The organism is Citrobacter cronae (genome assembly GCF_016893685.1).
In the GTDB taxonomy this organism is placed as follows: domain Bacteria; phylum Pseudomonadota; class Gammaproteobacteria; order Enterobacterales; family Enterobacteriaceae; genus Citrobacter; species Citrobacter werkmanii.
This window is the reverse complement of the sequence record NZ_CP069763.1, coordinates 682,788-695,845: the sequence shown is the minus strand read 5'-3', so window position 1 is coordinate 695,845 and position 13,058 is coordinate 682,788. Positions and strand designations below refer to the sequence as shown.

Genomic DNA, 13,058 nt, shown 5'->3' with positions numbered 1-13,058 from the left:
AGAAGTGGAATCCCGTGTTTATATCACGTAATGTAGAACGGCCTTTTTTTCGTCAACCGTGAGCGACGGCACATCGATTCTCAAGGAATAACAATAACATCATGCAAAGCCTTTCCCCGACATCGCGTTACCAGCAAGCCCTTAAAGAGGGCACTCATCAGCCCGACAGCGTACAACAAGAAGCCGTGAATCGACTGGAAACCATTTTCCAGGCGCTAACGACGCCAGCTCGACCTGCGCCGCAGGAGAGTGGTCTGATGGCGCGGTTTGGCAAATTGCTGGGCAAGCGTGAGTCGCCGACCAACCCGCCGGTGCGTGGTTTGTATATGTGGGGTGGAGTCGGACGTGGAAAGACCTGGCTGATGGATCTGTTCTACCATAGTCTGCCCGGGGGGCGTAAACAGCGTTTGCACTTTCACCGTTTTATGCTGCGCGTCCATGAAGAGCTTACCGCCCTGCAGGGGCATAGCGATCCGCTGGAAATCATTGCCGACCGCTTTAAGGCCGAAACGGACGTGCTGTGCTTTGACGAATTTTTTGTTTCTGATATCACCGACGCCATGCTGCTTGGCGGCTTAATGAAGGCGCTGTTTGCCCGAGGCATCACGCTGGTGGCGACCTCGAATATTCCGCCTGACGAACTGTATCGTAACGGTTTGCAACGCACGCGTTTTCTTCCTGCCATTGATGCCATCAAGCAGCATTGTGACATCATGAATGTCGATGTCGGCGTCGATTATCGTCTGCGCACCTTAACGCAGGCGCATTTGTGGTTGTCGCCACTGAATGATGAAACCCGCCAGCAGATGGATAAGCTGTGGCTGGCATTAGCGGGAACCAAAGGTGAACATGCGCCGACGCTGGAGATTAACCATCGTCCGATGCAGACGCTGGCCGTAGAAAACCAAACGCTGGCTGTGTCATTCACCACGCTCTGCGTCGATGCTCGCAGTCAGCATGACTATATTGCGCTGTCGCGTCTGTTCCACACGGTGCTGTTGTTTGATGTGCCGGTCATGACGATGCTGATGGAAAGCGAAGCGCGGCGCTTTATCGCGCTGGTGGATGAGTTCTACGAACGCCACGTCAAGCTGGTGGTGAGTGCGGCATCTCCCTTATATGAGATCTACCAGGGCGAGCGTCTGAAGTTTGAATTTCAGCGTTGTTTGTCGCGTTTGCAGGAGATGCAAAGCGAGGAGTACCTGAAGCGGGAACATTTAGCCGGTTAAACCTGCCGCAAATCACATAAAGGGGTCGATCTTTGACCCTGACTTCTCTATAATCTTGCGACCCCACGTTACAAGAGAGTTTTTTCCCAAAACTTTCTCGCCGGCATAGGCTATTCGAAGGGGTAGGTTTGCCGGACTTTGTCGTGTGAACCTCAACTGACTAAAACGTTTGGGTGAACACCTACGTGTAACTTATTTATTTGGGTAAGCTTTTAATGAAAACTTTTACAGCTAAACCAGAAACCGTAAAACGCGACTGGTATGTTGTTGACGCGACCGGTAAGACTCTGGGTCGTCTGGCTTCCGAACTGGCTCTGCGCCTGCGCGGTAAGCACAAAGCGGAATACACTCCGCACGTAGATACCGGTGATTACATCATCGTTCTGAACGCTGACAAAGTTGCTGTAACTGGCAACAAGCGTACTGACAAAGTGTACTATCACCACACCGGCCACATCGGTGGTATCAAGCAAGCGACCTTTGAAGAGATGATCGCTCGTCGTCCTGAGCGTGTGCTTGAAATCGCGGTTAAAGGCATGCTGCCAAAAGGCCCTCTGGGTCGTGCTATGTTCCGTAAACTGAAAGTTTACGCTGGCAACGAGCACAACCACGCGGCACAGCAACCGCAAGTTCTTGACATCTAATCGGGATTATAGGCAATGGCTGAAAATCAATACTACGGCACTGGTCGCCGCAAAAGTTCCGCAGCTCGCGTTTTCATCAAACCGGGCAACGGTAAAATCGTAATCAACCAACGTTCTCTGGAACAGTACTTCGGTCGTGAAACTGCCCGCATGGTAGTTCGTCAGCCGCTGGAACTGGTCGACATGGTTGAGAAACTGGATCTGTACATCACTGTTAAAGGTGGTGGTATCTCTGGTCAGGCTGGTGCGATCCGTCACGGTATCACCCGCGCTCTGATGGAGTACGACGAATCCCTGCGTGGCGAACTGCGTAAAGCTGGCTTCGTTACCCGTGATGCTCGTCAGGTTGAACGTAAGAAAGTCGGTCTGCGTAAAGCACGTCGTCGTCCGCAGTTCTCCAAACGTTAATTGCTTTCTGCTTTGGCAGACAACAATTTGCGAAAAAACCCGCTTCGGCGGGTTTTTTTATCACTATTTCTCTCCCTTGAACCACGGTAATCCGCTGATTGCCACCTCTTTTTTCCCATTTCAAGAATCGACTCACCACAAAGGTCACAAAATCTGGTAAACTATCATCCAATTTTCTGCCCAAATGTCAGGTATCGCTCATTTTTTGTTTGTATTTTAAACAGTAATGGCTTTCCTGAGTCTGGGTGACATCACTTCTGGCTGGTCACTGAGTGGCTGGTAGCAGTAAAAATTCTGAATATACCTGGAGGTTTTCATGGCTGTCGCTGCCAACAAACGTTCGGTAATGACGCTGTTTTCTGGTCCTACTGACATCTATAGCCATCAGGTCCGCATCGTGCTGGCTGAAAAAGGTGTTAGTTTCGAGATTGAGCACGTGGAGAAGGACAATCCACCTCAGGATCTGATCGACCTCAACCCGAATCAGAGCGTACCGACACTGGTGGATCGTGAGCTGACCCTGTGGGAATCTCGCATCATTATGGAATACCTGGATGAGCGCTTCCCGCATCCGCCGCTGATGCCGGTTTACCCGGTTGCGCGTGGTGAAAGCCGCCTGTACATGCAGCGTATCGAAAAAGACTGGTACACGCTGATGAACGTCATCGTGAGCGGTTCCGCTTCTGAAGCCGAGGTCGCGCGTAAGCGCCTGCGCGAAGAGCTGCTGGCAATTGCGCCAGTATTCGGTCAGAAACCTTACTTCCTGAGCGATGAGTTCAGCCTGGTAGACTGCTACCTGGCGCCGCTGCTGTGGCGTTTACCGCAGTTGGGTATTGAATTCAACGGTGCCGGTTCGAAAGAACTGAAAGGTTATATGACTCGCGTCTTTGAACGTGATTCTTTCCTGGCTTCTCTGACTGAGCCTGAACGTGAAATGCGTCTGGGCCGGGGTTAACCTGTATGGATTTGCCACAGCTAACACCACGCCGTCCGTATCTGCTGCGCGCATTCTATGAGTGGTTGTTAGACAACCAGCTCACGCCGCATCTGGTGGTGGATGTGACGCTCCAGGACGTGCAGGTTCCGATGGAATACGCACGTGACGGGCAAATAGTTCTGAATATTGCACCGCGCGCGGTGGGGAACCTGGAACTGGCAAACGACGAAGTACGCTTTAACGCGCGCTTCGGTGGTGTGCCGCGTCAGGTTTCCGTCCCGCTGGCTGCGGTTCTGGCTATTTATGCTCGTGAAAACGGCGCCGGTACGATGTTTGAACCGGAAGCCGCCTACGACGAAGATGTCGCCAGCTTAAATGATGACGACAACGAAGCGTCTGGTTTTGAGAGTGAAACGGTTATGTCGGTCATTGATGGCGATAAGCCTGACAACAGCGACGACAACGATCCGGATGACACTCCGCCGCCGCCTCGCGGCGGGCGCCCAGCGCTACGCGTAGTGAAGTAAATAGTGAAATAAAAAACAGGCCCTTTCGGGCCTGTTCTGTTTTCTGGCTCCGCAATCAATAAAACAGCGCGATGGTGACTATCATATTCACCACAAACCCCACTGCCATCGGAATAGCGGTGCGCTTTACCACCTCAAAGGGCGATACGCCGGCAATCCCTGAAGTTACGACAATCACCGCGGTAATGGGTGATACCGCGCGCGCCAGCGTAGTGGCAAAATGCATCGGCATAATCATCACCACTGCCGGAATATGCAGCCCGGCGGCAATATCCGGGATCAGGCTGGCAAAAGACATAAACGGTGCGTTGCCTGATCCCATGACGATCGCGCAGGCGGCGATGACCACGGCCATGATGATCATCACGCCGATGCCGCCCAGGCCGGAATGTTCCGCGCCTTTAATCACGGCGTCCACTGTGCCGATAGTCGTCAACCCTTTGGCAAAGATCTCACCGGCGACCACCAGTGTGACAACGTTGGCAAACTGCGTCCCCATGCCGTCAAAAAAAGCCTGCACATCATCCATTGTTTCGCGCAGATTATGTTTATGCAGGAATTCGACAAACATGGTCAGCGTCATGCTCATGAGCATCACCACCACCAGATTCAGCTCTGCCTGCATTAATCCCATATGTGCCAGCAACAGTGAACCCAGCATCAGGAGCAGCGGCATCACCGGTAAAATGGCGTAATACAGCGGGGGCACATCTTCCAGCGTCTTTTGCTCAGCGAACCCGTTGTTTTCCGGTAACGTTTTTTTATCGAATCGGCGCTGTACGAAAAAATGCGCAATGGCGACAGCGACAATAACGCATGAGGCGACGGGGAGCTGATAATGGAAGAAGTAGGTGGCGATTTTCATGCCCGCGACCTGCGCGGCAAAAATAGAGTTGGTTTCCAGAATGCCCCATTCAATCGACATCGAGGTAGCAATGACCGCAACCGCGGATAATCGACTCACGCCAAGACTGACCAGCGTTGGGAAAAGCGTCACCATCAGCAGCATGCCTAACCCGGAAGCGCTGGTAATGAACTGCGCCATGATCTGACCAATCACATAGGTGGCGGCCAGCACGACATAGGGGGAACGGATTAGCTTCAGCGGTCGGCTTAACAGGCTAACCATCGCTCTGCTGGCCCCCATCCTGTCCATATAACGGGCATAACCGCCCACCGCCATGATGGATAACCCCAGCCCTGCCGCCCGATTTGAGAGCATACGCAGAATTTCGTTGTAAATATCGACCAGGAGATAGCCGCTACTTTTATCGTCAGCGACCAGCATGCCGTAACCCAGCCAGACGCCGCAGATCATCAGGAAGATCCCGGCTGCGGCCAGCACGACCTGGGGTTTGTAGTTTTTGAGGATCAAGTAACCCATCGTTAATAAAACGATGACAGAGATAATAATGCCGAACATTGTTTCACTCCATGCCAGGGAAGATGATAAATCCGGTAATAATGCTGTTGTCAAAATGGATGTTATATTTTTCTGGGCACTTTTTATGGAGTGGATATCTTATTTTTAATGCAATGGTTAATTTATTTTTCGTTATAAAATAGTTGGTTATGATAAATTATCACGTTCATATTCATAAATTTCACGAAGCTGATATGGTCTTGTTTAATTAAAGATAATCAGCATGTTTAAGCGAAATATAATATTAATATTAAATATATTATTCATAAGCCAGACTGTCTGGATGACCATCATTTCACCCTGCTTTCGATCCTGTGTTAGGATAAACCCGCTGTTGTTTGTCACCACGACTTAGCTGAATGGACCCTATGAACGCATTTGATTCGCAAGCTGAAGACTCTCCATCCACCATTGGCCGTAGCTTACGCAATCGCCCGCTGGCGCGTAAAAAACTGTCTGAGATGGTTGAAGAAGAACTGGAGCAGATGATCCGTCGTCGGGAATTTGGCGAGGGGGAACAACTGCCGTCTGAGCGGGAGCTGATGGCCTTCTTTAACGTGGGCCGTCCTTCTGTACGAGAAGCGCTGGCAGCGTTAAAACGCAAAGGCCTGGTACAAATCAACAACGGCGAGCGCGCCCGCGTTTCGCGTCCTTCGGCTGATACCATTATCAGCGAGCTCTCCGGTATGGCCAAAGATTTCCTCGCGCATCCCGGCGGCATAGCCCACTTCGAGCAGTTGCGACTGTTCTTTGAATCCAGCCTGGTACGATATGCCGCAGAACATGCTACTGACGAGCAAATCGACAGACTGGCGAAAGCACTGGAGATCAACAGCCAGTCGCTGGATGACAATACGCTGTTCATTCGCTCGGACGTTGATTTTCACCGCGTACTGGCGGAGATCCCGGGCAATCCCATCTTTATGGCGATCCATGTTGCGCTGTTAGACTGGCTGATTGCTGCCCGCCCGACCGTTGCCGATCAAGAGTTGTATGAGCACAACAACGTGAGTTATCAGCAGCATATCGCCATTGTCGACGCAATTCGCCAGCGCGATCCTGAAGAAGCTGACCGCGCACTGCAAGAACACCTCAACAGCGTTTCCGCAACCTGGCACGCCTTCAGCAAAAATAAAAAATTGTGTAAGTGATCGCGATCCTGACGATCTTTTAGTGAAGCAGATCGCACTATAAGCGTTCTGTATTGTATTGCTGCTTATTTGATCTGGTATAACAGGTATAAAGGTATGCAGTAAGATAACACTAATCATCGACAGAGGTAGTTATGGCAAGAGATCTAAAAGGCGTAATGCCAGCGTTGTTAACCCCATTCGATAACCAACAGCGGCTGGATGTTGAGAGCCTGCGCCGGCTGGTGCGTTTCAACATTGGCCAGGGTATTGATGGGCTCTATGTCGGTGGCTCTACGGGCGAGGCCTTTGTCCAAAATCGCGTTGAAAGAGAGCAGGTGCTGGAAATTGTTGCCGAAGAAGCGAAAGGCAAGGTGACGCTTATCGCCCACGTTGGCACGGTGAGCACCGAAGAGAGCCAGCAGCTGGCGAGCGCCGCGTATCGCTACGGCTTTGATGCGGTTTCAGCCGTCACGCCGTTTTACTATCCGTTCAGCTTCGAAGAGCACTGCGATCATTACCGCGCAATTATTGATTCAGCGAATGGATTGCCGATGGTGGTCTATAACATCCCGGCGCTGAGCGGCGTAAAACTGACGCTGGATCAGATCAACACGCTGGTGACGCTACCTGGCGTTGGCGCGCTGAAGCAAACTTCCGGCGATCTCTATCAGATGGAACAGATCCGCCGCGCTCATCCCGATCTGGTGCTTTATAACGGTTATGACGAGATTTTCGCTTCTGGTTTGCTGGCGGGCGCAGATGGCGGTATCGGTAGCACTTACAACATCATGGGATGGCGTTATCAGGGAATTGTGAAAGCGCTCAAAGAAGGCGATATCCGGACGGCACAAAAGCTGCAAACTGAATGCAATAAGGTTATCGATCTGCTCATTAAGGTTGGCGTGTTCCGTGGCCTGAAAACGGTACTGCACTATATGGACGTAGTTTCTGTTCCGCTGTGTCGTAAGCCGTTTGCCCCGGTAGATGAACGCTATCTGCCGGAACTGAAAGCGCTGGCTAACCAACTGCTGGCGGAAAAGGCGTAATCGCGGGTCGCCGGGGACGCTTCGCTCGCCCGGCCTGGATTTTCGACCGTAGGCCGGATAAGGCAAAGCCGCTATCCGGCACAACAACAAAAATCGTCGGGAGAGTAAAATGAGTACTTCTACCCAGAGCATCCCGTGGTATCGCCATCTCAATCGGGCGCAATGGCGGGCATTTTCCGCCGCCTGGCTGGGATATTTACTTGATGGTTTTGATTTTGTGTTAATCGCCCTTGTGCTGACGGAAGTACAAGGCGAATTCGGTCTGACGACGGTGCAGGCTGCCAGTTTGATCTCAGCCGCCTTTATCTCCCGCTGGTTTGGCGGGTTAATGTTGGGGGCCATGGGCGACCGTTACGGACGCCGTCTGGCGATGGTCACCAGCATCATACTGTTCTCTGTGGGGACGCTGGCTTGCGGCTTCGCGCCGGGTTACACCACCATGTTTATCGCCCGCCTGGTTATTGGGATGGGGATGGCCGGCGAGTACGGTTCCAGCGCCACCTATGTCATTGAAAGCTGGCCTAAACACCTGCGTAACAAAGCCAGTGGTTTCCTGATCTCCGGTTTCTCCGTTGGTGCCGTGGTCGCCGCCCAGGTTTACAGCCTGGTGGTTCCGGTCTGGGGATGGCGCGCGCTGTTCTTTATCGGCATTTTGCCGATTATCTTCGCCCTCTGGCTGCGTAAAAATATTCCGGAAGCGGAAGACTGGAAAGAGAAACACGAAGGCAAAGCGCCGGTGCGGACGATGGTGGACATTCTCTACCGGGGCGAACATCGGGTTATCAATATTCTGATGACTCTCGCCGCCGCAACCGCGCTGTGGTTCTGCTTTGCGGGCAATCTGCAAAATGCGGCTATCGTGGCGATTCTCGGACTGATATGCGCATTTATTTTCATTAGCTTTATGGTGCAAAGCAGCGGTAAGCGTTGGCCCACGGGCGTCATGCTGATGGTCGTCGTGCTGTTTGCTTTCCTTTACTCGTGGCCGATTCAGGCGCTGCTGCCCACGTATCTGAAAACCGAACTCATGTATGACCCCTCAACGGTTGCCAGAGTGCTCTTCTTTAGCGGCTTTGGCGCGGCGGTCGGTTGCTGCGTCGGTGGGTTTCTTGGCGACTGGCTGGGTACCCGTAAAGCCTATGTCTGCAGTCTTCTTGCCTCGCAGTTGCTGATTATTCCGGTGTTTGCGATCGGTGGTTCTAACGTCTGGGTACTCGGTTTGCTGCTGTTTTTCCAGCAAATGCTCGGTCAGGGGATCTCCGGGATCTTACCGAAATTAATTGGCGGCTATTTCGATACCGACCAGCGTGCTGCGGGTCTGGGCTTCACCTACAACGTTGGGGCGCTGGGCGGGGCACTGGCGCCGATCATCGGCGCGCTGATTGCACAACGTCTGGATCTGGGTACTGCGCTGGGATCGCTCTCCTTCGGCCTGACATTTGTGGTGATCCTGCTGATTGGTCTCGATATGCCGTCCCGCGTACAGCGCTGGCTGCGCCCTGAAGCGTTACGCACGCATGATGCCATCGATGGTCGGCCATTTAGCGGGGCCGTGCCGTTCGGCGGTGACAAAAGCACCATGGTGAAATCCAAAAGTTAATCGGGTCGCCCGGCGCTAAACCGGGCAACTAGCGAAAGGGAAGAACGATGTCGTTATTTGAGCAGTGGGATAAAAAGCTTATCACCGCGATGCAGAAGGCAGCGTCATGACTACGCTGGCGATTGATATTGGCGGCACCAAACTGGCTGCCGCGCTGGTGGACAGCAGTCTGCAAATCCGCGAACGGCGTGAATTGCCAACGCCTGCCAGCAAAACGCCGGATGCGCTGCGCGCCGCGTTACAGGCACTGATTGCGCCACTACAAGAGCAGGCGAAGCGGGTGGCGATCGCCTCGACGGGGATTATCCGTGAGGGTTCTTTGCTGGCGCTGAATCCGCATAACCTCGGCGGGTTGCTGCATTTTCCGCTGCGGCAAACGCTAAAAGATCTCACCGGTTTGCCGACGCTGGCGGTCAATGATGCGCAGGCCGCGGCGTGGGCTGAGTATCATGCGCTTGGCGGCGAGTATCGCGATATGGTGTTTATTACTGTTTCCACCGGCGTGGGCGGCGGGGTAGTGAGTGTTGGGAAACTGCTGACCGGAGTCGGCGGTCTGGCCGGGCATCTGGGACATACGCTGGCCGATCCGCATGGACCCGTGTGTGGCTGCGGGCGTGTGGGCTGCGTTGAAGCGATCGCATCTGGTCGTGGGATCGCGGCGGCTGCCGAAGGCGCGCTTGCCGGATGCGACGCCAAAACTATTTTTAGCCGTGCCGGGCAGGGTGATGAGCAGGCAAGCCAGTTGATCCATCGCTCAGCGCGAACATTGGCAAGGCTTGTCGCCGATGTGAAGGCCACGACCGATTGCCAGTGCGTGGTCATTGGCGGCAGCGTTGGGCTGGCTGAAGGGTATCTGGCGCTGGTGGAACATTATCTGGCACAAGAGCCAGCGGCCTATCACGTGGAATTACTGGCAGCGCATTACCGTCATGACGCTGGATTATTGGGGGCTGCGCTGTTGGCCCGGGGAGAATAATGATGATGACCGATGAGCTGCGTTCACTGCCTTCTTCCGGATTACATCCGGTATTGCAGGAAGCGCTAACGCTGGCCGTTGCGGCAAGGCCGCAGGAGAAAGTACCAGGATGCTATGAGCTGCAGGGCGATAATATTTTTATGAACGTCATGCAGTTCGTCACGCAGAGCCCAGAGCAAAAGAAAGCGGAGCTGCATCAGCAGTACATTGATATTCAGGTGCTGTTGTCCGGTGAAGAACGCATTCTGTTCGGGATGACCGATTCTGCTCGCCAGTGCGAAGAGATACATGCTGAGGACGATTATCAACTGTGCAATCACATTGCCGATGAGCAGGCGCTCACCTTAAAGCCGGGAAGATTCGCAATTTTTATGCCGGGTGAACCGCATAAACCGGGTTGTGCAGTGGGGGACCCAGGGGAAATCAAAAAAGTCGTGATTAAGGTGCGCGCCAGCTTGTTACACGCCTGAAGATGAGAGAGACGGTGTCGGATGACAAGGTTGGGCCATCCGACACGGGATATAACAATTTAGCGCTTAAACGTCACCGCTTCCGGCTGCGTCAAGTGCAGCGTGGTTTGGCTGGGGACTGTCTCGGCAATGACTCGCCCATGACGAATAGAATACCGCGCAGGCGTCTGGCGACGAACCGCGTCAAATCCATTTTCAGCCGGTAAAATCACCAGATTCGCGGTGTTCCCCACGCTCAGGCCATAGTCCTGCAGGTGCAGGGTTTTCGCGCTGTGGGTAGTGATCAGATTCAGTCCATCATTTATCTGTCCGTATCCCATCAGCTGGCACACGTGTAACCCCATATGCAGCACCTGTAACATATTTGCCGTGCCTAATGGATACCACGGATCGAAGACGTCATCATGACCGAAGCAGACGTTGATCTCCGCTTCCAGCATCTCTTTGACGCGCGTGACGCCGCGGCGTTTAGGATAAGTGTCAAAGCGTCCTTGCAGGTGAATATTCACCAGTGGATTGGCGACAAAGTTAATACCGGACATTTTCAACAGGCGGAAAAGACGGGAAGCATATGCGCCGTTATAGGAGTGCATTGCCGTGGTATGACTGGCAGTCACGCGCTCGCCCATATTGTAGCGATGCGCCAGCGCCGCGACGGTTTCAACAAAGCGTGATTGCTCATCGTCAATTTCGTCGCAGTGCACATCGATAAGTCGGTCGTATTTTTGCGCCAGGGCGAAGATTTTGTGCAGCGACTCCACGCCATATTCACGCGTAAATTCAAAGTGGGGAATCGCGCCGATGACATCGGCCCCCAAACGCACGGCTTCCTCTAACAGCGCTTCACCGTTGGGATAAGACAGAATACCTTCTTGCGGGAATGCGACAATTTGCAGCTCTACCCACGGCGCGACCTCTTGCTTCACCTCCAGCATGGCTTTCAAAGCCGTTAGCGTAGGATCGGAAACGTCAACGTGGGTACGGACATACTGGATGCCATTCGCCATCTGCCATTTCAGGGTTTGCATCGCGCGCGCTTTTACGTCTTCGTGGGTCAGCATTGCCTTACGCTCGGCCCAGCGTTCAATACCCTCAAACAGCGTACCAGACTGGTTCCAGCTCGGCTCACCCGCGGTTTGCGTGGTATCCAGATGGATATGTGGCTCAACGAACGGTGGGATTGCCAGACCACCCTCGGCATCAAGCACTTCGCCTTGTGGTAACGCAGCTGCGTCCTGAGGCTCAATCCGGCTGAAGCGCCCGTTTTCAATCGTGAGCTGCCATAATCCTTCGCGTCCCTGTAAACGCGCCTGACGGATGGTGATGTTATTGTTCTGCATGGCTGACCTCTGGTGATTTAGCAAGGCTGCGATTGAAAAGTGGATTCAGCAGGATATAGCTGAATACGCCGCCGAGTACGGCGTTGACTGGCACAATACCGGGAATATAGTGACCGGCGGCGATGCCCAGCGCAACGGACAAAATAGCTATCCAGTTGACGGTCATAAATCGTGCTTTGCTGAAATCGGCATATCGGCGATGGTTCAGCAGATAGTCGGCGATAATCACCCCGCCAATCGGCGGAATCGCTGCCGACAGAAATGTTAGCCAGCCAACAAAGTTATTGTAAAGCCACAGCGCGCACAGTGTGCCGATAATGCCGTTAGCCACCGACAGCGTACGGCTGGAAAGGCCGGTAATATTGGCAAATCCCAGACCCGATGCGTACAGCGCATTGTCATTAGTGGTCCAGATATTCAGGCCGAGCACCACAATTGCTGGCAGCAGCAGGCCCTGGGCTATCATCACGTCAGAAATATCTGCTTGTCCGACTGCAGCAGCGCCCGCCGCACCGAAGATAAACATCAACGAGTTGCCAAGGAAAAAAGCGACCATGGCAATCAGCACCGCGCCTTTGGCATTGCGGCCAAAGCGAACGAAGTCAGCAGTTAACGTCCCGGCGCTGACAAACGAGCCTACCACCAGCGCCAGAGCGGTGGAGAAATTAAGCGGCGTTTGCGGCGCAATCGCTTTTAAATGGTCTAAACCGCCGACATCGCTCACCGCAAGCCAGACGGAGTAGCTGCCAAGAATGACGATGGCGGGCACGGCGATGATAGATAAAATGGTCAGGGCCGAGATGCCAAAAAAGATAGTCATCGTCATCAGCAGACCGGAAACCGCAATCAGGATATTGACGTCAATCCCCGTCGCTTTGCCAACCGGAATGGCAAACATGGCTACACCCACGCCAAACCAGCCTACCTGGGTGCCGCCTAATAGCAGTGAAGGAAGCCAGGAACCTTTCACGCCAAATGAGTAACGAGCAAGGAGGTGGGTGGAGAGTCCGGTTTTTGCTCCGATGAAACCGAGAAATGCAGTGTAAATACCGAGGAGAAGATTACCGAAGAGAACTGCGAGGAAGAAATCATTATAAGAAAGACCGGTACCGAGTGTGCCACCGGTCCACATACTGGCGGAAAAAAATGTGAGCCCCAACATAACAAACGTTAGTGGTATCACGCCTTTCCGCGCCGCCAGAGGGACGGGGCCCTGGCTATAATTGTTGTCCTGCGACACAACGCCTCCATGAATTTTGCCCAAAAAATCCGCCGCATAATATACAGTTCTCAGAATAAAGCAAACGTTTTCGTGTGATGTTTAC

The 13,058-nt window shown here is 53.2% G+C and carries 13 protein-coding genes; 10 read left to right on the top strand and 3 right to left on the bottom strand.

The features are described from left to right. Window positions 1-101: 101 nt before the first annotated feature. The 5 genes from zapE to sspB all read left to right on the top strand — a co-directional run bounded on the left by zapE (window position 102) and on the right by sspB (window position 3,745). A complete protein-coding gene (gene zapE / locus JSN25_RS02915; protein WP_204525430.1) occupies window positions 102-1,229 on the top strand; it encodes a cell division protein ZapE in 1,128 nt (375 codons plus the stop codon). A gap of 215 nt (window positions 1,230-1,444) precedes the next feature. Beyond that, window positions 1,445-1,873 (top strand): 50S ribosomal protein L13, encoded by a 429-nt coding sequence (gene rplM, locus JSN25_RS02910; RefSeq protein ID WP_003025141.1) that lies wholly within the window; start codon window positions 1,445-1,447, stop codon window positions 1,871-1,873. A gap of 15 nt (window positions 1,874-1,888) precedes the next feature. Continuing rightward, complete coding sequence (gene rpsI / locus JSN25_RS02905) at window positions 1,889-2,281, top strand: 30S ribosomal protein S9 (protein WP_000829815.1); 393 nt, start codon at window positions 1,889-1,891, stop codon at window positions 2,279-2,281. Between the two features lie 316 nt (window positions 2,282-2,597). After that, complete coding sequence (gene sspA, locus JSN25_RS02900) at window positions 2,598-3,236, top strand: stringent starvation protein SspA (protein WP_199966671.1); 639 nt, start codon at window positions 2,598-2,600, stop codon at window positions 3,234-3,236. Window positions 3,237-3,241: 5 nt separating this feature from the next. After that, entirely contained in the window at window positions 3,242-3,745 is a 504-nt protein-coding gene (gene sspB, locus JSN25_RS02895; RefSeq protein WP_038634317.1) for a ClpXP protease specificity-enhancing factor, read from the top strand. Between the two features lie 55 nt (window positions 3,746-3,800). Here sspB and dcuC read toward each other — a convergent pair whose 3' ends face one another. Next, window positions 3,801-5,168 (bottom strand): anaerobic C4-dicarboxylate transporter DcuC, encoded by a 1,368-nt coding sequence (gene dcuC / locus JSN25_RS02890; protein WP_204525429.1) that lies wholly within the window; start codon window positions 5,166-5,168, stop codon window positions 3,801-3,803. A 359-nt stretch (window positions 5,169-5,527) separates the two neighbouring features. Here dcuC and nanR point away from each other — a divergent pair, with 359 nt between their 5' ends. The 5 genes from nanR to nanQ all read left to right on the top strand — a co-directional run bounded on the left by nanR (window position 5,528) and on the right by nanQ (window position 10,393). Next, window positions 5,528-6,319 carry a transcriptional regulator NanR gene (nanR, locus tag JSN25_RS02885; protein ID WP_204525428.1) on the top strand — a complete coding sequence of 264 codons (792 nt, stop codon included), beginning with the start codon at window positions 5,528-5,530 and terminating at the stop codon, window positions 6,317-6,319. Window positions 6,320-6,453: 134 nt separating this feature from the next. After that, entirely contained in the window at window positions 6,454-7,347 is an 894-nt protein-coding gene (gene nanA, locus JSN25_RS02880; protein ID WP_110496719.1) for an N-acetylneuraminate lyase, read from the top strand. Between the two features lie 109 nt (window positions 7,348-7,456). Further along, entirely contained in the window at window positions 7,457-8,947 is a 1,491-nt protein-coding gene (gene nanT, locus JSN25_RS02875) for a sialic acid transporter NanT (protein ID WP_038634306.1), read from the top strand. A 106-nt stretch (window positions 8,948-9,053) separates the two neighbouring features. After that, window positions 9,054-9,923 (top strand): N-acetylmannosamine kinase, encoded by an 870-nt coding sequence (gene nanK / locus JSN25_RS02870; protein WP_204525427.1) that lies wholly within the window; start codon window positions 9,054-9,056, stop codon window positions 9,921-9,923. A 2-nt stretch (window positions 9,924-9,925) separates the two neighbouring features. Continuing rightward, the gene (gene nanQ / locus JSN25_RS02865; RefSeq protein ID WP_038642896.1) at window positions 9,926-10,393 is read left to right on the top strand and encodes an N-acetylneuraminate anomerase; all 468 of its coding nucleotides are present in this window, start codon (window positions 9,926-9,928) and stop codon (window positions 10,391-10,393) included. A gap of 59 nt (window positions 10,394-10,452) precedes the next feature. On the opposite strand, the gene JSN25_RS02860 is transcribed toward nanQ, so the two are convergent. Then, complete coding sequence (locus JSN25_RS02860) at window positions 10,453-11,733, bottom strand: cytosine deaminase (RefSeq protein WP_160955902.1); 1,281 nt, start codon at window positions 11,731-11,733, stop codon at window positions 10,453-10,455. After that, a complete protein-coding gene (gene codB, locus JSN25_RS02855) occupies window positions 11,720-12,973 on the bottom strand; it encodes a cytosine permease (protein ID WP_085048636.1) in 1,254 nt (417 codons plus the stop codon). The genes JSN25_RS02860 and codB overlap by 14 nt, the downstream gene beginning before the upstream one ends. Window positions 12,974-13,058: the final 85 nt, after the last annotated feature.

What these genes read in the sequence shown, in the direction of transcription:
- nanQ (WP_038642896.1), top strand. Translation starts at nt 9,926, where the DNA reads ATGATGACCGATGAGCTGCGTTCACTGCCTTCTTCCGGATTACATCCG.
- sspB (WP_038634317.1), top strand. Translation starts at nt 3,242, where the DNA reads ATGGATTTGCCACAGCTAACACCACGCCGTCCGTATCTGCTGCGCGCA.
- rpsI (WP_000829815.1), top strand. Translation starts at nt 1,889, where the DNA reads ATGGCTGAAAATCAATACTACGGCACTGGTCGCCGCAAAAGTTCCGCA.
- rplM (WP_003025141.1), top strand. Translation starts at nt 1,445, where the DNA reads ATGAAAACTTTTACAGCTAAACCAGAAACCGTAAAACGCGACTGGTAT.
- nanA (WP_110496719.1), top strand. Translation starts at nt 6,454, where the DNA reads ATGGCAAGAGATCTAAAAGGCGTAATGCCAGCGTTGTTAACCCCATTC.
- dcuC (WP_204525429.1), bottom strand. Translation starts at nt 5,168, where the DNA reads ATGTTCGGCATTATTATCTCTGTCATCGTTTTATTAACGATGGGTTAC.
- JSN25_RS02860 (WP_160955902.1), bottom strand. Translation starts at nt 11,733, where the DNA reads ATGCAGAACAATAACATCACCATCCGTCAGGCGCGTTTACAGGGACGC.
- nanK (WP_204525427.1), top strand. Translation starts at nt 9,054, where the DNA reads ATGACTACGCTGGCGATTGATATTGGCGGCACCAAACTGGCTGCCGCG.
- nanR (WP_204525428.1), top strand. Translation starts at nt 5,528, where the DNA reads ATGGACCCTATGAACGCATTTGATTCGCAAGCTGAAGACTCTCCATCC.
- zapE (WP_204525430.1), top strand. Translation starts at nt 102, where the DNA reads ATGCAAAGCCTTTCCCCGACATCGCGTTACCAGCAAGCCCTTAAAGAG.
- sspA (WP_199966671.1), top strand. Translation starts at nt 2,598, where the DNA reads ATGGCTGTCGCTGCCAACAAACGTTCGGTAATGACGCTGTTTTCTGGT.
- nanT (WP_038634306.1), top strand. Translation starts at nt 7,457, where the DNA reads ATGAGTACTTCTACCCAGAGCATCCCGTGGTATCGCCATCTCAATCGG.